We start from the raw sequence: 18,134 nt of genomic DNA, 5'->3' as shown, positions 1-18,134 counted from the left end.
CCCAGCCGATCGGGATGGGGGACACTGGGCTGGTGCAGGGAAGCCTGATCGCGCTCGGGGTCATCGCGCTTGCGTGGTGCCTGTGCTCCACGCTCCTGGAGCGCGTCTACCTCCGTACTCCGTTGGTCATGACGGGGGCGGGGATGGTGGTCGGGCTCTTCACCCACGGTCGCCTCGCCGACGTCCTGGAGTCCGGCCTGACCACCACGGTGGCGGAGATCGTGCTCGCCGTCCTGCTCTTCGTCGACGCCACGGAGGTCCGTCGAGGACGCTTGCTCGGAAGTGACCTGGGCGCGGTGACGAGACTGCTCGCGTTGGCCCTGCCAGTGAGCATCGCGGCCGGTCTCGCGGTGGGCGTCGGATTGCTTCCGTACCTGTCGTGGGCAGCGGTACTCGTCCTGGCGTGCGCTGTCGTGCCGATCGACTTCGCGTCGGCGGAGACCTTGCTGCGCGACCGCCGACTGCCGCGCAACGTGCGCGAGGTCGTCAACATCGAAGGCGGATACAACGACGGCATCGTCTCGCCGGTGTTCGCCTACGCCCTGCTGCTCGCCGGCACCGTCGGAGGTGGCCACGAGGAGGGCCCCGCGGTCGGCGCGGTGCAGGCCGTCGTGATCGCGGTGCTCGTGGGGTCGTCGGCCGGGACAGCGACGGGGTGGCTGCTGGCGCGTGCCCAGCAGCTGGGTTGGACCAGCCCGCAGTCGTCCACGATCGCGATCCTCGTCCTCCCGGTGCTGGTGTACGCCGTGGCGGTCGTGGCATCCGGAAACGGATTCGTGGCGGCGTTCGTCTGCGGCGTCACCTTCCGACAGGTGCACCGGCGTCATCGACCGCACGACAGCCGCGCGTCGGCGGCCGACGACCACCGCCTCCTCGACGACGTCACGTCGCTGCTGTCGATCGCGATGTGGTTCGTCTTCGGCAACGTCGTGGTCCTGGTCCTGACCAGCGGGTATGTCGACCTCCCAGTCATCGTCTTCAGCCTCGCCGTCCTGACCGTCGTGCGAGCCGCTCCAGTGCTGATCGCCCTTGTCGGGTCGTCCCTTTCCCCGCGCGAACGACTCATGGTCGGGGTCATCGGACCGCGCGGCACGACGTCGATCGTCTTTGGGTTGCTCGCCTTCAACCAGCTGGCCGATCCGACCGAGGCGTACACAGTTCTGGGCGTCACCGCCCTCGTCGTCTTCGGGAGTGTGCTCCTGCATGGGCTCGCCATGCCGATCGTCCTTGAGCGCCGCCCACGACGGACGACCGGGGTCGCGTAGCGCGCAAGAGTCGAACTTGCGACCTTTCGCTTGGGAGGCACAGGTCCTCGAGACCGCTGCGGCCCAGGGCACGGTTGTGCCGTCTATAGCGGGTTCTCTTGCGGTGTTACTCCTGCCTGTCCTGCTGTGGTGTCCCCTTGTTCTGCCCTCAATCTGCCCTTACCAGCACCGAAAACGACCCCAACTGGCGATCTGCCACCGCAACACGTGGGACGGTGTTTGTGCAGGTCAGAGGGGATTTTCGACTACTTTCGAGAACCGGCCGAAAGTGCCCGATTCGTACCGCTTCAACGTGTGACGGTCCTCGAGACACCGGCGCGGGGCGGCGTTCATGAGCCGTCCTCGTTCTCCAGCACTACGGCGAGGCCCTGGCCGACGCCGATGCAGATCGCGGCCACGCCCCAGCGGTGCCCGTCGGCGCGCATGGCCGCCGCGAGCGTGCCGAGGACGCGACCGCCCGACGCCCCGAGCGGGTGGCCGAGGGCGATGGCGCCGCCGCGCGTGTTGACGATCTCCGCGTCCCGCAGGCCCTGGCCCAGCCAGGCGTCGACGCAGACGAGCGACTGGACGGCGAAGGCCTCGTTGAGCTCGACGACGCCCACGTCGGACCAGCCGATGCCGGCGCGGGCGAGCGCCCTGTTCGCGGCCTCGACCGGGGCGTAGCCGAAGCGCTGCGGCTCGACGGCGTGGGTGCCGCGGCCGGCGATGCGCGCGACCGGGACCCGGCCGATGCGGTCGGCGGCCGACGCCGAGCCCAGGAGCACGGCGGACGCACCGTCGCTGAGGGGGGAGGCGTTGCCGGCCGTGATCGTCCCATCGGGACGGAACGACGGCTTCAGCGCGCCGAGCGACTCGATGGTCGAGTCCGGGCGGATGCCCTCGTCCCGGGTGAGGTCGACGCCGTCGACCGGCACCACGAGGTCGTCGTAGAAGCCGGCCTCCCAGGCCGCGTGCGCGAGCTGGTGCGAGCGGGCGGCGAACGCGTCCTGCCGCTCGCGCGACACGTCGTGCATCTCGCGCAGCTGCTCGTTGGCCTCGCCGAGCGACACCGTCCACTCCGCCGGCATGCGGGGGTTCACGAGCCGCCAGCCGAGGGTCGTGGAGACCAGCTCGCCGTTGCCGGCGGGGAAGGCGCGCTCGGGCTTGGGCAGCACCCACGGCGCGCGGGTCATCGACTCGACGCCGCCGGTGAGCACGATGTCGGCGTCTCCGGTCTCGATCGTCCGCGAGCCCACCATGGCGGCGTCGAGCGACGAGCCACAGAGGCGGTTGAGGCTCGTCCCCGGCACGGAGACCGGCAGCCCCGCCAGCAGCGACGCCATCCGGGCGACGTTGCGGTTGTCCTCGCCGGCCCCGTTGGCGTTGCCCAGCACGACCTCGTCGATCCCGGCCGGGTCGAGGCCGGTCCGGGCGAGCACCTGACGGAGCACGCCGGCGGCCAGGTCGTCCGGACGGGTCTTCGCGAGGGCGCCACCGAACCTGCCGAACGGCGTGCGCACGGCGTCGTAGACGTAGGCGGACGCGGACGCGGTGGGGGAGGCGGAGGGAGAGGTGCTCATGCGAGGGGTCCTTGTCGAGCTCGTCGATGGTGCGCTGGGAGGTGCGGAGGGCCGTGTTCGCCGTCGGGGACGCCACCCTAGATCGCGGTCCTGGCCCGGGGCTCAGTCGCCGTCGACGACCAGCCGGGCGTTCGCATCCTCGAGCAGTCGCTGGACCGCCCCGAGGTGTATCGGCTCGACCGTCCTCCATGCGGCCCTCGCCAGGGCGGTGTCCAGCGCGAGGCGGGTGCCGAACCACCAGGCGTCCTGGTGGCGGGCGAAGACCAGCTCGGCTCGCATGCCCAGGACCGATCGGGCGCCCAGCAGCGTGCGGTCGATGTCCTGCGACTGCACAGTCCAGCCGAGCACCCGTTCGGCGCGGCCGGGTGCGACCGTGAGCCCGAGGGTCAGCCACCCGGCGACGAGCTGGGCGCGGGTCAGCGGCCGGGCCGAGGCGAGGACGTGCTCCGCCCAGCGACGCGACGACCAACCGTGTGTCGCGGCGCTGGTGGTGCGGAACGCGTCGGCGTAGTCGACGGGGTCGAGCCGGGAGCCGGACGTCACCGCCGCCGGCAGGTTCGGCTCGCGTGTGACCCGATCGGCGAATGAGTCGGTGGACGGGTCGTTGCTCATGGTGCTCCTCGGTCGTGAGGGGGGGGGGGGTCGGGGGGGGGGGGCGCCGGGGTCGGGCTCCAGGGGGACCGGTGGCGCGCCACGCCCGCCGGCCGGGCGCCGAAGACTCCGGGCCGCGCGCCGGGGGCGCGCCCGCCCCCGCGGGCGCGGCCCCCCCCCCCCCCGCCCCGCCCGGCGTGACGTGCGGGCAGGTGTGTGACGGTGCGCGCTCGTCAGGCGCGCGGGAGCCGGTCCAGGAGGCCCGACTCCCATGCGGCGGACATGGAGGGGCGGAAGAAGCCGCCGTGGCCGATCCTCGGGACCCCGGCCTCCGCCGCGGTGAGGTGCCACCGCTCGATCGGCGCCGACGCGAACCACGCCTCGAGCTCGCGATGGCTGCGGGGAGTCACCAGCTCGTCGTCCGCGAGCGACACGGCGAGGATCGGCGCCGTCACCTCCGCCGTACGGTCGTGCAGGTGCGGGACGTCGACCCGGTAGTACGCCGGTGACATGCACCAGCGCGACCACTGGCGCGCCACGCCCGCGGGCAGGTCGCCGATGACTCCGAGCCGCGCGCCGGGGAAGTGTCCCGCGATGCGTGTCGTGATGGGGACGAGGCCGCGGAACACGACCGGTGCGATCCATCTGACGCGCGGCCGGAGCCATCGCCAGTAGCCCGACGCGGCGGCGACGAGGACGACCTGGTCCAGGAGGTCGTGCCGGGACGAACGGAAGGACCTGTCCTCCGAAGCTGTGGCCGATCCACGTCAGCGGGACGTCGGGATGGCTCACCGCGAGGTGCTCGAGGGCGCAGGCGGCGTCCTGCGACCACGTCAGCGTGTCTGCTCCTCGACCCGCCGCGCCCCGCGGGTCCAGGCTGCCGCGGTAGTCGAACGTGAGGGTCGCGAGGCCGTTCGACGCCAGCCAGGTCGCGAGCCCTGCGTACGAGCGCGACGGGGTGGCCATGGCACCCGCGACCACGACGGCTCCGACGGTGTCGGCCGGTGGGTGGAACAAGGCGCCATGGAGCGTCGTGCCGTCGTCGGCCGCGAACGTGGTGTTCGTGGTCCTGATGGTGTCTGGAGTGGGGGAGCACATATGTGGCACTTAACCATACGGCGCCGTATATTACTCGTGGGGCGGGTGCGCGACACCGGGCGGACCAGGCCCTGGAGCACGAAGGAGGCGTCATGCCCGCACTGCCTGACCCGGCGTGGCCGGTCGTGGTGCTCGCGGCGATCCAGGCCGCGGATGCCGCCATGTGCGTGCGACCCGTCGGCTTCGTGCGCGGCTGCCTCGAGGACGTCGGCTTCCCGCGCTCGCTGTGGGTCGTCCTGACCTGGGTCAAGGGCCTGGCCGCCACGGGCCTCCTGGCGGGTCTCGTCGTCCCCTGCCTGGCGTTCGTCACCTCTGCGGCGTTGGTCGTCTACTTCGCGGCGGCCATCGGCATGCACGTCCGTGCGCGTGACTTCGGGTCGAACCTGTTCGTCAACGCCACGTCCATGCTGGTGATCTGTGTCGGGGTCTGGCTGTGGTGCACGTGGTGAGCCGACGGGGCGTCACAGCCACCGCTCCGGCGCGGTCAGCTCGCCGCCGGCGTTGCCGGTGTTCACCACGCCTCGGGGCTCGATCAGCATGATCGCGCACTCGCCGTCGCCTGCGACCGGCCGGTGCCGGGCGCCCCGCGGCACCACGAGGAGCTCTCCCGGTCCGAGCGGGACGTCGTCTCGTCCTTCGAGCTCGATGGTCAGTCGACCGCTCAGGACGAGGAAGACCTCGTCGACCTCGTGGTCGTGCCAGACGAACGTCCCTGACACCTTGACGAGCTTGAGCTGCCAGTCGTTGGCCTCGGCCACGATGCCGGGCGACCAGTGCCGGTCGATCGTGGCGAGCTTCGCCGCGAGGTCCACCGCCCCCTGTGGTGGTGCTGTGGACGCGTGGGGCGCCGCCCATGCCGCGGCGTCCTCCAGGACGAGGTCGTCCACGATCCGTCCGTTCCGCACGAGGAGGAAGTGCGAGAACTGGCTGCGGTACGCGGTGCCGTCGGCCAGCCGGCCACTGATCAGGACGTGCGCAGCCACCTGCCTGCGCCACAGGGGGCCGGACGAGGCGAACCGGGTCACCTGCACCCGGCGCTCGACGACCACGCCGATGTAGCGCTCGAACCACTGGCGCAGGTCGCGACCGGTCAGGCGGTGTGCGCGCAGACCGCCACCTCCGACGTAGGTGAGCTCGCACTCCGGGCCGAAGTTCTTCAGCAGGGTGTCGAGGTCGCCGTCCTCCAGCGCTCTCAGTGCGGTCAGGTAGTTGCGTCGGACGAAGACGTTGAGCATGCGCACTCCTCGGGGTCGGGGCCGAGTAAAATACGGTACCGTATAAATCATGGTGTCGGACGCGGTCGGACGGTGGCGGGTCCGCGTCGGACTCTGTGCGTGCGCGCTGGCGGTGAGCATGGGCAGCACGAGCCTCGCGGTGGCCCTGCCCGAGCTGGCGCGTCAGGTGGATGCGACGCCGCACGAGCTGCAGTGGATCGTCAACGCCTACACGGTCACGTTGGCGGCGCTGATCATCGCGTGCGGGACGTGGGCGGACCGCGCGGGACCTCGAGTGCCGCTGGTGGTCGGCGGCGCGTGCCTGGCCTCGGGCTCCACCTGGGGGGCGCTCGCGACCGGGACGGAGTCGCTGGTCGCCGCCCGGGTGGTGATGGGGCTCGGAGCCGCAGCACTGGTCCCGCTGTCCTCCTCCACCGTCGCCCGGGTGTTCACCGGGACCGAACGCTCACGAGCCCTCGCGGTGTGGGCCGGCGTCGTCACCCTCGGCGCACCCCTCGGCCTGCTCGTCGGCGGGGTGGCGCTCCACGTCGCCGGGTGGCCGGTGATCTTCTGGGCGAACGTGCCGCTCGTGATCGCCGGGTCTGTCATGACGGCGCGACGACTTCCGGTGTGGCAGCCGACTGACGCGCCCGTCGGGAACGGGCTCCGCATGGCGACCCGTGCCGTCGGGTTGGTGCTCGTCGTGGGCGGCCTCGCCCAGTCGGCCGTGGCCGACTCGCTCGATGACGTGCCACTCGCCGCGGCGGTCGCGGGGCTGCTCTGCGTGGCGATGGCATCGCTCGGCGGGCGCGTCAGGAACGGCGCCACGTGGCCAGCCGGACCCACAGGTCTCGCGGCGCGGAGGTCGTACTGGTGCGCCACCTGCGTCGCAGCCGTGGCGAGCCTGACGGTGGCGATCACCTTCTTCCTCGTCCCGCTGCTGTCGTCCGCCCTGCACGGTGCCGACTGCGCGGACATCGCGCTGGTCCTGCTGCCCGGTCTGGCGGCGGGCCTCGCGGGCAACGCCGTCACGAACCGACTCAGGCGACGCCTCGGCGACTCCGTCGTGGCCGCGAGTGGCCTGGGGCTCGTGGCGCTCTGCTTCGGCGCCGCCGCGCTGCATCCCGAGTCGCCGTCGACGTCGTGGTCGGCGGCCTGGGTCGCGGCGCAGGGGTTCGGGATCAGCCTCGTCCTCCTCACCGCGGTGGACGTCGCCCTGGGCTGCTCGGCGACGTCCCTCGTCCCCGCCAGGTGGGCAGCCGTCACCCAGACGTGGCGTCAGGTGGGAGGGGCGGTCGGGGTCGCCTCCTGCGCCGCGGCCATCACCCTCTGCTCGCCCCCTGCCGGCCCTCGGTCGGGGCTCGGGGCATCACGGTCCCTCGTGGACGCCACGCAGGGGCTGGCGACGGCGATGGCCCTGGCGAGCCTCGCGACCGCGGTCTACGCGGTCCGCGCCCTGAGCTTCCCGATGATCGACCGACAGGAGACACCACCGTGAGACTGCACCACGACGGCCCCGTCTGGGTCCTCGACCTGGGCGACGACGAGAACCGTCTGTCGCCCCCCAACCTGACGTTCCTCGAGAGCGCCATCGCACGCATCGGCGTCCATGACGGGCCGGCCGCACTGGTGACGGTCGGGAGCGGCAGGTTCTACAGCAACGGGCTCGACGTGGAGTGGATCGGTGAGCATGCCTCCGAGCTCGACGCCCACCTCGCGCGCGTCCAGGCGGTGCTGGCCGACCTGCTGACCCTCGGCGTGCCCACGGTGGCCGCCGTCAACGGTCACGCCTTCGGTGCCGGCGCCATGCTCGCCCTGGCGCACGACCACCGGGTCATGCGGACGGAGCGCGGGTACGTGTGCCTGCCCGAGGTGGACCTGCACCTGTCGTTCGCGGACGGCCTGGCGCGACTGGTCACCGCGAAGCTCTCGACGCCGACGGCCTTCGCCATGATGACCACCGGGCGCCGCTACGACGCCACGGCCGCTCGAGATGCCGGGATCGTCGACCGAACGGCGCCGATCGAGGATCTGCTCGACGCGGCGGTCCAGGTCGTGGAGCCGCTGATCGGCAAGGACCGGACGACGACGTCCGCCATCAAGCGCTCGGTCTTCCGCGACGCGTACGACGCCCTCACGAGGCCTTCGCGCGGACCTCGGGGAGCGGCTGGTCCTCGTGACCTGCTCAGCCCGTGACGAGCCGCAGGGCGTCGTCGACGACCCGCTGCCGCCCTCGGCGACCGGTGGCGAGCAGGCCTTCGCCGACGGCGAGGCAGAAGGCGAGCAGGCTCCGCGCCTCGACCTCCTCCGGGTCGTCGTACAGCTGCGCGAACTGGGACCGCAGGAAGGCCATGCGCCGCTGGTCCACTCGGCGCAGTCGCCTGTCGGCCTCGTCGTCGCGGCGGGCCCACTCACGCACGGCGAGGTCGATCGGCCGCATCCGCCGGTGCGACATCGTCGCCAGTCCCGCCAGGCGGATGTTCTCCCGCGGGTCGTCGCCGGGGCCCGAGCCCAAGCCGCTGATGGCGTCGTCGACGGCCTGCTTCTCCCAAGCGTCCAGCATGGCGACCAGCAGCTCCTGGCGATCGGCGAACTGGCCGTAGAAACCGCCCTTGGTGACCCCGAGCGCGTTCGCCAGGGGCTCGACCCTGACGGCGTCGGGCCCTCCCTCGGCGAGCATCGTCAAGCCCTGCTCGATCCACGCCTCGCGCGTCGTCCTCACCGGAGCTCCCATGACACGGATTATCGCCCGCACCTCCAGGCTCGTGCTGCGAGAGCCCACCACCGACGACGTCGAGGCCGTCCTCGCGTACGTCCACCGAATCGTGCGTCACGAGTGGACCGGGTGAGACGTGTCAGTCGATGTCCACGAGCCGCCGCGTGCTCGCGATCTCCGCGGCGATCTCGACGACCTTGCGGTTGGTGTGGCTGGACGCGCGGCGGAGGTAGTCGAAGGCCTGGTCCGCGGTGATGTCGAGCCGCTCCATCAGGATGCCCTGCGCCTGGCCCAGGACGAGGCGGTTGTGGATGGCGAGCCCGAGCTGGTCGATCTCGCGCTCGGCGGTGATGGTGATCGCCAGCTGGGCGGCGATCGCCTGGCCGACGACCACGTCGTCGGCGTCGAACGTCTCTCCGTCGTGGGCGTAGAGGCTCAGGGCACCGAAGGACTCACGGTCGGTGTAGACCAGCAGCGACATCATCGAGCCGACGCCGAGCTCGTCGTGCACCCGCCGCGACCACACCGGCCAGCGCTGGTCCTGGGCCAGGTCGGTGCTCACCAGCGTGTTCTGGTCGCGTCGCACGTCCAGGCACGGGCCCTCGCCGATCTCGTGCTGCAGCTCGTTGGCGCGCTGGACCACGTCGTCGCTGCTGACGCGGGTCAGCAGCCGGCGCTTGCGGTTAATGGTGATGCCGCTGTGGCTGCAGCGCTCCACCAGCGCCACGGCCGCCTCCACCGCCAGCTTGAGGCGGGCGTCCTCGTCGGGTGCCTCGGCGAGCGCGGACGACAGCTCGCTGAACTCGGTGATGCTCCTCGATGCGTCGCTCAGCACCGACTACCCCTTGTGTGCCCGTCCTCGGCGGCCGCGTTCTTGACCGGTGGCCATCATGCCGCACGCGCGAGGAGCGCGACCAGCCGACCGGTCCCGTCGCGGACGCCCTCTCCGTGATGGGATCGACCCATGGCGAAGCGCACGCAGCGGCAGGGGACCGCGGGCACACCCCCGGCGCCACGGTCGTACGTCCTCGGGGGAGTGCTCCTCGTCGCGGTGCTGCTCGTGCTGTTCGTGCTGGGACCGAGCGCCGAGGAGGAGCCGTCGGGTGCCGGGACGACGCCGGCGGCCCCGGAGGACGCAGCGGCGGACGTGGGGCCTCCCGCGGAGGCGACGGACGAGGACTTCTGCGCGGGGTTCGTCGCGCTGGCCAACAGCCAGGCCGCCTTCGTCGGCGGGGGCGAGGCCGCCCCCGAGCCGCTGCAGGAGGCGGCCGACGACCTCCTCGCCGTGGGCGTCCCGCCGGCCATGGATCTGCCCGCCAGGACCGGCTATCACGCCGTCCTCGCGGGCATCTACGAGTCGATCGGGATGGATCTCGCCCCGGAGGCGGTCGGCGCGGCGTCGACGGCGGTGGAGGGCGCCGACTCGGCCTTCACGGCCTACCTCGACCAGCGGTGTCCGGCATGACGCCCTGACTCCGGCCGCCGGGGGACGTCGTCCACGGGGCGGACGGGAGGGCGGCTCAGCCGGCGGCCTTGGTGCAGGCGGGGCAGAGACCGAAGAGCTCGACCACGTGGGTCACGTCGGAGAACCCGTGGTCGTCGGCCGCCTTCGACGCCCAGCGCTCCACGCTGGGCCCGTCGATCTCGATGGTCACGCCGCAGCTGCGACACACGAGGTGGTGGTGGTGACGCGGTCCGCATTTGCGGAAGAGGGTCTCGCCGTCGTCGGTGCGCAGCGTGTCGACCTCACCGGCGTCGGCCATGGCCTGCAACGTGCGATAGACGGTCGCCAGGCCGACCCGGTCGCCTGAGGCCCGCAGGTCGTCGTAGACCTGCTGCGCGCTCGTGAACGCGTCGGTCGCGGCGAGGTGGTCGCGCAGGGCGCGGCGCTGCCTCGTGTCACGACGACCCTTCTCGCCGAACGCCCGGGGCGCAGTCTCGGTGGGCATGCCTCCAACGTACCGGCCGCACCGGCGGCGCGTCGGCTCACAGCACCCGTCCGTCCTCGAGGCGCACGACGACGTCGGCCTGCTCGATGCTGGTGTCGTCGTGGGTCACGCAGGCGACCGCGGCGCCGCGCGCCGCCTCCTCGGCGAGCACCGCCCGCGTACGCTCGCGGCTCCGGCTGTCGAGACCTGCCGCCGGCTCGTCGAGCAGCAGCACGTCGGCCCGCTGCACGATCCCCTGGGCGAGGAGCGCGCGCTGTCGCTGGCCCCCGGACAGGCTGGCCAGCGGGCGGTCGGCGAGACCCGCGAGCCCCACCCGGTCGATGGCCGCGGCGACCGCGCCCGCCGTGGGTCGTAGCCGTCGCCGCCGCGACCAGGTGCCCATGGCGACGACGTCGTGGACCGTCACGGGCAGCGTGTCCGGCACGGCCGGTCGCTGCACGACGAGCGCCAGCGAGCCGCGGCACGTCACGACGCCGCGGCGGGGCGACCGTACGCCCGCCAGCAGCTCGACGAGCGTCGACTTGCCGGCCCCGTTGGGCCCGGCGACCGCGGTCACGGTGCCGCTGCGCAACGCGACCGAGACGCCGTGGAGCACGTCCCTGCCGTCGTGGGCGAAGTGGAGGTCGTGGGCGGTGAGCACGGCGGGCGAGGGCATGCCCGCACTGTACAGCGATTGGTAATCGTTCTCATTATGGGTATGGTCCTGCCGTGCTCCTCCTCAGCAACCCGTTCAGTGCGGACTTCATGGTGCGTGCGCTCGTCGGCGGCACCCTGGTCGCCGTCGTCTGCGGCGTCGTGGGCACGTGGGTCGTCGTCCGCGGCATGGCGTTCCTCGGCGAGGCCATCGGCCACGGGATGCTCCCGGGCGTCGCGCTGGCCACGGTCCTGGGCGCCCCGGTGCTGCTCGGCGGCGCGGTGAGTGCCGCGGTGATGAGCGCGGCGATCGGGTCGATGCAGCGCAGCGGGCGTCTGTCGTACGACACCGCGATCGGCCTGCTCTTCGTCGGGATGCTCTCGCTCGGGGTGATCATCGTGTCCCACTCCGCGAGCTTCGCCACCGACGCGACCGCGCTGCTCTTCGGCGAGGTCCTCGCCATGCAGGACAGCGACGTGCTGCTCCTCGCCGCCGCGCTGGTGGTCACGCTCGTCGTCGCGGCGGCCTTCCACCGCTCGTTCGTGGTGACGGCGTTCGACCCGCGGATCGCGCACACCCTCGGCGTGCGTCCCGGCGCCGCGCAGGTGGCGCTCGTCGGCCTGGTGACGGTGGCGGTCGTCGCGTCGTACCAGGCCGTCGGCACCCTGCTCGTGGTCGGACTGCTCCTCGGCCCGGTCGTCGCCGCCAACCGGTGGACACGGCGGATCCCGATGACGATGGTCCTCGCCTCCGCGCTCGGGACCCTCTCCGTGCTCGTCGGGCTCCTGGTGTCCTGGTACGCCGCCACGGCCGCCGGCGCCTCCATCGCGTGCACCGCCATCCTGCTCGCCACGTCCTCCGCGCTCCTGCGCGGCCTCGTCGACCGGTGGCGCGACCGCGACCTCCGCGACGACGGCCACGGCGACGCCCGTGCTGCCGTCCACGACCGGCCGGCCGACCGCGCGTCGGCCGCCGTCCCCCAGAGAGGTGTCTCGTGAAGCCCCGCACCGCACTCCCGATCGCCGTGGCCGCGCTGGCCCTGACCGCGTGCTCGCACGACACCGGCCCCGCCGAGGAGCAGGACCGGGCGTCGTCCGCCAGCTCCTCGTCGGGCGGGTCGCCCGACGACCACGGGGAGATCGCGGGCGCGGAGGAGGTGGCCGAGCCGCCGCTGCACCTGCTCACGGTCGACCGCGCCGGCGCCGTGGGCATGCTCGACCTCGTCGACGGGGCCGCGCAGGAGCTCGGCCGCGTCGCCGCGCCGGCCGCAGCAGCCACCGACGGCCGCTACGCGTTCGTCACCACGGACGACGGGCTCGAGGTGGTGGACAGCGGCATGTGGACGTGGGACCACGGCGACCACTTCCACTACTACCGGTCCGACCCCGGCCTGCTCGGCACCGTGACGGGCGACGGCGCGCCCGAGGTGACCCCCGGCCCGCTGTCCACCGCCGGTGGCACCGGCGTCTTCTTCCGCGGCTCGGGCGAGGCCGTCCTGCTCGACAACAAGGCCCTCGCCGACGGGGACGTACGCGAGCGCTGGCGGCTCGACGTCGGCCGCCACGACGGCATCGTGGCCCCGCTCGGGGACGGGGCCGTCGTGACCGTGCCCGACGACGCGGGGCGTGCCTCGACCGTGCGGCAGCACGACGGCGACGGGGACGTGGTCGCCGGGTCCGCAGAGCGGTGCACCGACCCGCGCGGCGCCCTCACCACGGCGGTCGGCCTCGTCATCGGCTGCGCCGAGGGAGCGTTGCTGTGGACCGAGCAGGAGGAGCAGTGGGTCGCCGAGCGGATCGCGTACCCGCGCGGCACCGCGGCCCCGCAGGCATCGGACCTCCGGACGCGCGAGGGGCGACCGACCGTCGCGGGGCTCGCCGGGCCGTCGGGCATCTGGCTGCTCGACACCCGCGAGCGCGCCTGGCAGCTCCTCGACGCCGGCACCCGGCTCCAGCAGGTCGTCGCCGCCGACGACGAGGACGGCCACGTGGTGGCGCTCGACAGGACGGGTCGGGTCCGCATCTACCTCGCCGGGTCCGGCGAGCAGGTCGCCGCGTCGGAGCCGTTGCTCACCTCCGGTCCCGGCTCACGGCCCTCGTTCGACGGGGTCGAGCTCGTGGTCGACGACCAGCGCGCCTACGTCAACGACCCGGTCGGGTCGCGGGTGCTCGAGCTCGACTACGCCGACGGCGCCCGGGTCGCACGGGAGCTGTCGACGCCGACCGCTCCCGACGTCTTCGCGGAGGTCGGCCGATGACCCGACGCCGACCCGCCCACCGACCCGCCCGCCGGGCCCGCGCCGCGCTGGCGGCACTGCTCGCGACCACCGGCGCCCTCGCAGGCTGCACCGCGGAGTCCGACGACCGCCCCCACGTCATGGTGACGACGAACATCCTGGGGGACGTCACCTCCGAGGTGGTCGGCGACGCGGCGCGGGTCACGACCCTGATGAAGCCGGACGCCGACCCCCACTCGTTCGAGATCTCCGCCCGACAGGCCGGCGAGCTGCGTGACGCCGACCTGGTCGTCTCCAACGGGCTGGGGCTCGAGGAGGGCCTGGTGCAGCACCTCGACCGGGCCGCTGAGGCGGGGGCGCCCGTTCTCGTCGCGGGGGACCACGTCGACGTCGTCGCCTACTCCGAGGAGGCGGCGGGCGGCGCGCCCGACCCGCACTTCTGGACCGACCCCGCCCGGATGGTCGACGTCGTCGATGCGCTCGAGGAGGCGCTGGTCGAGATCGACGGGATCGACGCGGCGACCGTGCGGGAGGGGGCCGACGCCTACCGGGCCGAGCTCGCGACCCTCGACGAGGCGATGGGCGGGGCGTTCGCATCGATCCCGGACGCCCAGCGGAGCCTGGTGACCAACCACCACGTCTTCGGCTACCTCGCCCAACGCTTCGACTTCGAGCTCGTGGGTGCCGTCATCCCCGGTGGCACCACGCTCGCGTCACCCAGCGCAGCCGACCTCGAGGGCCTCGCCTCGTCGATCGAGGACGCGGGCGTCCGCACGATCTTCGCCGAGTCCTCCCAGCCCGACCAGCTCGTCCGGGTCCTCGCCGACGAGGTCGGCATCGACGTCGAGGTCGTCGAGCTCTACACCGAGTCGCTCACCGACCGCGACGGCGGTGCGCCCACCTACCTCGAGATGCAACGCGCCAACACCGAGCGCATCACCGACGGCCTGTCCTGAGACAGGCCACCGACAGAAGGGAAGCACCGTGACCCACGAGAACACCCCCCGCCGGCCGAGCCTGGCCGCCCTGCGGGCGGCTGCCGGCGCGACAGCAGCGACCGTGCTGCTGGCCGCCTGCGGTTGGGAGAACACCTCCGACGCCGCCACCGAGCCGACCCGGGAGACCACCTCCTCCGCGCCCGCGGAGACCGCGCGCGTCGCCGTCACCTACGAGGACGGCGTCGCCGTGCTCGACGCCGCCACGCTCGAGGTGGTCGAGGAGTTCGACACCGAGGAGTTCACCCGCCTCAACCCGGCCGGCGACGGCCAGCACCTCATGCTGACGACCAGCGAGGGCTTCCAGGTGCTCGACACCGCCGCACCCGCGCTCACGGACCGGGTGTTCGAGGCCGAGGCGGCCGGGCACGTCGTGCGGCACGGCGGGCGTACCGTCCTGTACGACGACGGCACCGGCCGGACGACCGTCATGCGGACCGCCGACCTCGCCGCGGCCGGTGACGAGCTCCCCGACACCACCACCTGGGACGCGCCCGAGCCGCACCACGGGGTCTCCATCGTGCTGGAGGACGGCACGCTCGTGACCACCGTCGGCGACGAGGAGTCGCGCTCGGGCGCGGTCGCGCTCGAGGCGGACGGCGAGGACTGGAGCGAGGTCGCCTCGTCCGACGAGTGCCCCGGCATCCACGGTGAGGGCACCGCCGCCGGCGAGACCGTCGTCTTCGGTTGCGAGGACGGCGCGCTGCTGTTCCGCGACGGCGCCTTCCAGAAGCTCCAGGCTCCCGACGAGTTCGGTCGGATGGGCAACGCGTACGTCGCCGAGAGCAGCCCGCTGGTCGTCGGCGACTACAACGCCGACCCCGACGCGGAGGGCTACCTGCTCGACACGGTGGCGCTCATCGACACCGAGGCAGGCACGCTCGAGACGGCAGCGCTGCCCGAGGGCGTCGAGTACACCTGGCGCGGCGTCGTGCGGGGGCCGGACGACCTGGCGTACGTCCTCGGCACCGACGGCGCGATCCACGTCCTCGACCCGGCGACCGGCGAGGTCGGGGACTCCTGGCCCGTGGTCGAGGCGTGGGAGGGCCCGCAGGACTGGCAGAACCCGCACCCGGCCCTGATCGTCGACGGCGACACGGCCTACGTCGCCGACCCGGCCGAGCGCCGGGTCCACGCGGTCGACCTCACCTCCGGCGAGGTCGTCGCGACCTCTCCGCAGATGGCGGAGGAGCCCAACGAGATGGCTGCCGCCATCGGCTGACGGTCCTGCAGGGGCCGGGACCACCGTCGAGGTGGCCCGGCCCCTGTGCGTCCGCGGACCGTGACGGCCGCCGACGTCGCGCCGCCCGGTGCGATCATGTCCACCGACCAACAGCCGAGGGGGCGTGAGCACGTGGCCGAACCATCCGGGGCCCAGCGGTCCGCGTCGTCGGCGCGGGCCGTCCTCGCCGTGGCCGTGGTCGCCATCGTGGGGCTCATCGTGTTCGTCCAGCGGCCCGCGGGCGACACTGCACCGGCCGCCACCCCGGACCCCTCGGACACTTCGGACACTTCCGGGTTTGCACAGCCGGACGAGGTCCCCGACGGCCAGCCGTCCGGTCCGACCACCCCGCCCTTCACGGGCAAGGTCGCCGTGCCGACGGACGAGGAGTTCTGCGCGGAGTTCCGCCGCGTGGACGACCTGCAGCGGACGTACTCGCGCGGCCGGGCCGACACCGACGACCTGCGCGAGGCGGCGCAGGCCCTCGTCGAGACCGGGGTGCCGGCCGCGGTGTCCCTGCCGGCCCGCAGCGGCTACTACACCCTCATCGGCGGGCTGTACGACTTCGTCGGTCTCGGCCTGGACCCCGCGGCGGTGGGCGCCCCGGATGCCTTCGTCGCGACCGGCGAGGAGGCCTTCGCGGCGTACCTGACGCAGTCCTGCGGCCTCTGAGCGCAGGGCCCGCAGGCCCCGCGTCAGCGGTACTGATTCTTCGGGGCCTCGATGAGCTCGAGGTCCTCCACCACGACCTCCGGCGTGCCGCGGCCGCCGTCGCCCGTACCGGCGACGTGGCGCCCGACCACCCGCACCCACTGGTCGTCGGCGGGCGCGTCGACCCCGGTCGCCGCGACGCGCATGACGGTGGCGTCAGCGGCGCAGCAGTTCATCCCGAACTGCGTGACGAACCACGTGCCCGCCTTGTCGCGGCTGACGAAGCCCTCGAGCTCGAGCGGGCGGTCGGCCAGCGTCGCGCCGTCGTCGTAGGCCGCACGCAGGAGCACCTCGTCGAGGACGATGGGCACGGGGTCGCCCTCGGGCAGCGGAGGGAAGTCGACCTCCGTGGTCGTGTCCACCGGCACGACCGCGCTCTGGGCGCGCTCGGCGAAGTGGGCGCCGAGCGCCGGGGGAGCGACGAGGAAGAACACCAGCGACGGCGCGAAGAGCAGCCACGCGGCCCTCGGCACGTGCGCCTCGTGGTCGTCGTCCTGGGAACCCTGCTGGCGCAGGACGTCGACCAGCGCCAGCACCACGAGGAACGCGCCGCAGGCCAGGAGCGGCCACCGCATCCAGGAGTTCACGTAGCGCAGGTAGCTGTCGCCCGCCGCCATGCGCAGCAGGACCGCACCGGTGACGGCCAGGAGCAGGCTCTGGGTCGCGCGCTTCACAGCAGCCACCATCCCATGCCCACGGCCGACAGGACCGCCACGCCGACCACCAGCGGGACGAACCGGAGCGCGAACGCCCCGCCGAACTGACCGGACTCCATCGAGGCGAGCTTCACGTCCATGGCCGGCCCGACCACCATGAACACCAGCTTGGCGGTGTCGGAGAACGCGCTGAGGCTCGCGGCGACGAACGCGTCCGCCTCGGAGCACAGCGCCACGACGAAGGCGAAGAGCGCCATCGACACGACCGCGAGCACGACGTTGCCGGCGACGCCGTCGATGATCGAGCGGGGCACGAAGGTGTTGATGGCCGCGGCGATCATCGCTCCCAGCACGAGGAACCCCGCGGCGTGGATGAAGTCGTGACGGACGCTGCCGAGGAAGGCCTGGGTGGTGCTCTGGTCGTGGTCGTGCGCGCTCCTGCGGTGCAGGATCGGCACCCGGCCGGCGAACCGCAGCCAGAGCCAGCCGACGGCGACGGCGGTGAGCAACGAGGCCAGGAAGCGCGCCAGCACGATCTCGGGCCGGTTCGGGAAGGCGACGGCCGTCGACACGAGGACGACCGGGTTCACCGCCGGCGCGGCGAGAAGGAAGGTCAGCGCCACCGCCGGAGCCACCCCGCGTCGCATCAGGCTGCTGGCGACGGGCACGGAGGCGCACTCGCACCCGGGCAGCGCGACGCCCGCGAGACCGGCGACGGGCACCCCCAGCGTCGGGTTGGCCGGGACCAGGCGCCGCAGGGCGCGCTCGGACAGGAGGATCGAGATCACGCCGGCCAGCAGGACGCCGCCGACGAGGAACGGGATCGACTGGACGACGATCGCGACGAAGATCGTGCTCCACGTCGCGAGCGCGGGACTGTCCAGGCGCGGGACGAGCCACTGCTGCGCCACGACGAGGAACGCCATCGCGGCGAACACCACGTAGACCTGGAGGGGGAGCCCACCGGGCCGGCCCGTCCCCCTCTCCGAGGTGGACGGCAGCGCGCCCTGACGGGTCGATCCGCTCATGAGGACACCACGGGAGCTGTGATCACCGTGGAATGGTAATCGATCTCGTTATCGAGGGACAGGTCTGTCTCACCCGTGCGCGGGCGACGCGGAAGGCCCGGTCGCCGGAGCTTCGACGGACCCCGACCCGCCCTGGGGGTAGGCCGCTGTATCAGGACGGCCCCTTCGGCCACCTGACACTCAGATCGGGAGGCGTGGGGTTCTCTCGGTCAGGCCCTGTCGGGCGGCTGGCCACCAGCCGGCCCGGCAGGGCCGCACCA

20 protein-coding genes and 1 pseudogene are annotated in these 18,134 nt (G+C 72.9%); 10 read left to right on the top strand and 11 right to left on the bottom strand.

Annotated elements, in window-relative coordinates; all coding sequences use genetic code 11:
- Positions 1–32: 32 nt before the first annotated feature.
- Complete coding sequence (locus F4692_RS02335; RefSeq protein ID WP_179618021.1) at positions 33–1,265, top strand: cation:proton antiporter; 1,233 nt, start codon at positions 33–35, stop codon at positions 1,263–1,265.
- A gap of 329 nt (positions 1,266–1,594) precedes the next feature.
- Here the strand turns inward: F4692_RS02335 and F4692_RS02330 are convergent, their stop codons facing one another.
- From F4692_RS02330 to F4692_RS21935, 4 genes and pseudogenes are all read right to left on the bottom strand, one after another.
- A complete protein-coding gene (locus tag F4692_RS02330) occupies positions 1,595–2,824 on the bottom strand; it encodes a thiolase family protein (RefSeq protein WP_179618020.1) in 1,230 nt (409 codons plus the stop codon).
- A gap of 102 nt (positions 2,825–2,926) precedes the next feature.
- Positions 2,927–3,436, bottom strand: coding sequence for a hypothetical protein (locus F4692_RS20845; protein WP_257029440.1), 510 nt, complete (start codon positions 3,434–3,436; stop codon positions 2,927–2,929).
- 212 nt (positions 3,437–3,648) lie between these two features.
- Complete coding sequence (locus F4692_RS20840; protein WP_257029439.1) at positions 3,649–4,044, bottom strand: hypothetical protein; 396 nt, start codon at positions 4,042–4,044, stop codon at positions 3,649–3,651.
- 115 nt (positions 4,045–4,159) lie between these two features.
- Positions 4,160–4,513, bottom strand: a pseudogene (locus F4692_RS21935) (serine aminopeptidase domain-containing protein); the annotation flags it as partial.
- A gap of 92 nt (positions 4,514–4,605) precedes the next feature.
- On the opposite strand from F4692_RS21935, the gene F4692_RS02320 reads away from it, so the two are divergent.
- Entirely contained in the window at positions 4,606–4,962 is a 357-nt protein-coding gene (locus F4692_RS02320; protein WP_179618018.1) for a DoxX family protein, read from the top strand.
- 12 nt (positions 4,963–4,974) lie between these two features.
- Here F4692_RS02320 and F4692_RS02315 read toward each other — a convergent pair whose 3' ends face one another.
- Complete coding sequence (locus F4692_RS02315) at positions 4,975–5,748, bottom strand: cupin domain-containing protein (protein WP_179618017.1); 774 nt, start codon at positions 5,746–5,748, stop codon at positions 4,975–4,977.
- A 49-nt stretch (positions 5,749–5,797) separates the two neighbouring features.
- On the opposite strand from F4692_RS02315, the gene F4692_RS02310 reads away from it, so the two are divergent.
- Complete coding sequence (locus tag F4692_RS02310; RefSeq protein WP_179618016.1) at positions 5,798–7,225, top strand: MFS transporter; 1,428 nt, start codon at positions 5,798–5,800, stop codon at positions 7,223–7,225.
- Positions 7,222–7,923 (top strand): enoyl-CoA hydratase-related protein, encoded by a 702-nt coding sequence (locus F4692_RS02305; RefSeq protein WP_179618015.1) that lies wholly within the window; start codon positions 7,222–7,224, stop codon positions 7,921–7,923. The genes F4692_RS02310 and F4692_RS02305 overlap by 4 nt, the downstream gene beginning before the upstream one ends.
- Here the strand turns inward: F4692_RS02305 and F4692_RS02300 are convergent.
- A complete protein-coding gene (locus F4692_RS02300) occupies positions 7,913–8,461 on the bottom strand; it encodes a TetR/AcrR family transcriptional regulator (protein ID WP_179618014.1) in 549 nt (182 codons plus the stop codon). The two genes, F4692_RS02305 and F4692_RS02300, sit on opposite strands and share 11 nt — an antisense overlap.
- A 121-nt stretch (positions 8,462–8,582) precedes the next feature.
- A complete protein-coding gene (locus F4692_RS02295) occupies positions 8,583–9,278 on the bottom strand; it encodes a GAF and ANTAR domain-containing protein (protein ID WP_179618013.1) in 696 nt (231 codons plus the stop codon).
- Positions 9,279–9,407: 129 nt separating this feature from the next.
- Here F4692_RS02295 and F4692_RS02290 point away from each other — a divergent pair, with 129 nt between their 5' ends.
- Entirely contained in the window at positions 9,408–9,908 is a 501-nt protein-coding gene (locus F4692_RS02290) for a hypothetical protein (protein WP_179618012.1), read from the top strand.
- 55 nt (positions 9,909–9,963) lie between these two features.
- Here F4692_RS02290 and F4692_RS02285 read toward each other — a convergent pair whose 3' ends face one another.
- Positions 9,964–10,392, bottom strand: coding sequence for a Fur family transcriptional regulator (locus tag F4692_RS02285; RefSeq protein ID WP_179618011.1), 429 nt, complete (start codon positions 10,390–10,392; stop codon positions 9,964–9,966).
- Between the two features lie 37 nt (positions 10,393–10,429).
- Positions 10,430–11,047, bottom strand: coding sequence for a zinc ABC transporter ATP-binding protein AztA (gene aztA / locus F4692_RS02280; protein WP_179618010.1), 618 nt, complete (start codon positions 11,045–11,047; stop codon positions 10,430–10,432).
- Positions 11,048–11,100: 53 nt separating this feature from the next.
- On the opposite strand from aztA, the gene aztB reads away from it, so the two are divergent.
- The 5 genes from aztB to F4692_RS02255 all read left to right on the top strand — a co-directional run bounded on the left by aztB (position 11,101) and on the right by F4692_RS02255 (position 16,151).
- Positions 11,101–12,024: a zinc ABC transporter permease AztB gene (aztB, locus tag F4692_RS02275; RefSeq protein ID WP_308645122.1), complete on the top strand. Its 924-nt coding sequence runs from the start codon at positions 11,101–11,103 to the stop codon at positions 12,022–12,024.
- Positions 12,021–13,283, top strand: coding sequence for an ABC transporter (locus tag F4692_RS02270; RefSeq protein ID WP_179618009.1), 1,263 nt, complete (start codon positions 12,021–12,023; stop codon positions 13,281–13,283). Before aztB ends, F4692_RS02270 begins: the two co-directional genes overlap by 4 nt.
- Positions 13,280–14,218, top strand: a complete 939-nt coding sequence (gene aztC, locus F4692_RS02265) for a zinc ABC transporter substrate-binding protein AztC (protein ID WP_179618008.1) — start codon at positions 13,280–13,282, stop codon at positions 14,216–14,218. Before F4692_RS02270 ends, aztC begins: the two co-directional genes overlap by 4 nt.
- A gap of 28 nt (positions 14,219–14,246) precedes the next feature.
- Complete coding sequence (aztD, locus tag F4692_RS02260) at positions 14,247–15,479, top strand: zinc metallochaperone AztD (protein ID WP_308645121.1); 1,233 nt, start codon at positions 14,247–14,249, stop codon at positions 15,477–15,479.
- Positions 15,480–15,611: 132 nt separating this feature from the next.
- On the top strand, positions 15,612–16,151 hold the full coding sequence (locus tag F4692_RS02255) for a hypothetical protein (protein WP_179618007.1): 540 nt from the start codon (positions 15,612–15,614) through the stop codon (positions 16,149–16,151).
- Positions 16,152–16,174: 23 nt separating this feature from the next.
- On the opposite strand, the gene F4692_RS02250 is transcribed toward F4692_RS02255, so the two are convergent.
- Both F4692_RS02250 and F4692_RS02245 read right to left on the bottom strand, forming a co-directional pair.
- Complete coding sequence (locus F4692_RS02250) at positions 16,175–16,864, bottom strand: TIGR03943 family putative permease subunit (protein WP_179618006.1); 690 nt, start codon at positions 16,862–16,864, stop codon at positions 16,175–16,177.
- Entirely contained in the window at positions 16,861–17,874 is a 1,014-nt protein-coding gene (locus tag F4692_RS02245; protein ID WP_179618005.1) for a permease, read from the bottom strand. The genes F4692_RS02250 and F4692_RS02245 overlap by 4 nt, the downstream gene beginning before the upstream one ends.
- Positions 17,875–18,134 lie beyond the last annotated feature (260 nt).

Origin of the sequence: Nocardioides cavernae (assembly GCF_013410035.1) — a bacterium.
In the GTDB taxonomy this organism is placed as follows: Bacteria; Actinomycetota; Actinomycetes; order Propionibacteriales; family Nocardioidaceae; genus Nocardioides; species Nocardioides cavernae_A.
Note: the sequence above shows the minus strand (reverse complement) of the source record. Positions and strands in the feature narration are given on the sequence as shown.

Bases quoted from the DNA above. Each gene is read 5' to 3' on its own strand.
- F4692_RS20845 (WP_257029440.1), bottom strand. From the start codon at position 3,436: ATGAGCAACGACCCGTCCACCGACTCATTCGCCGATCGGGTCACACGC.
- F4692_RS02245 (WP_179618005.1), bottom strand. From the start codon at position 17,874: ATGAGCGGATCGACCCGTCAGGGCGCGCTGCCGTCCACCTCGGAGAGG.
- aztC (WP_179618008.1), top strand. From the start codon at position 13,280: ATGACCCGACGCCGACCCGCCCACCGACCCGCCCGCCGGGCCCGCGCC.
- F4692_RS02300 (WP_179618014.1), bottom strand. From the start codon at position 8,461: ATGGGAGCTCCGGTGAGGACGACGCGCGAGGCGTGGATCGAGCAGGGC.
- aztA (WP_179618010.1), bottom strand. From the start codon at position 11,047: ATGCCCTCGCCCGCCGTGCTCACCGCCCACGACCTCCACTTCGCCCAC.
- F4692_RS02315 (WP_179618017.1), bottom strand. From the start codon at position 5,748: ATGCTCAACGTCTTCGTCCGACGCAACTACCTGACCGCACTGAGAGCG.
- F4692_RS02310 (WP_179618016.1), top strand. From the start codon at position 5,798: ATGGTGTCGGACGCGGTCGGACGGTGGCGGGTCCGCGTCGGACTCTGT.
- F4692_RS02285 (WP_179618011.1), bottom strand. From the start codon at position 10,392: ATGCCCACCGAGACTGCGCCCCGGGCGTTCGGCGAGAAGGGTCGTCGT.
- F4692_RS02290 (WP_179618012.1), top strand. From the start codon at position 9,408: ATGGCGAAGCGCACGCAGCGGCAGGGGACCGCGGGCACACCCCCGGCG.
- F4692_RS02320 (WP_179618018.1), top strand. From the start codon at position 4,606: ATGCCCGCACTGCCTGACCCGGCGTGGCCGGTCGTGGTGCTCGCGGCG.
- F4692_RS02330 (WP_179618020.1), bottom strand. From the start codon at position 2,824: ATGAGCACCTCTCCCTCCGCCTCCCCCACCGCGTCCGCGTCCGCCTAC.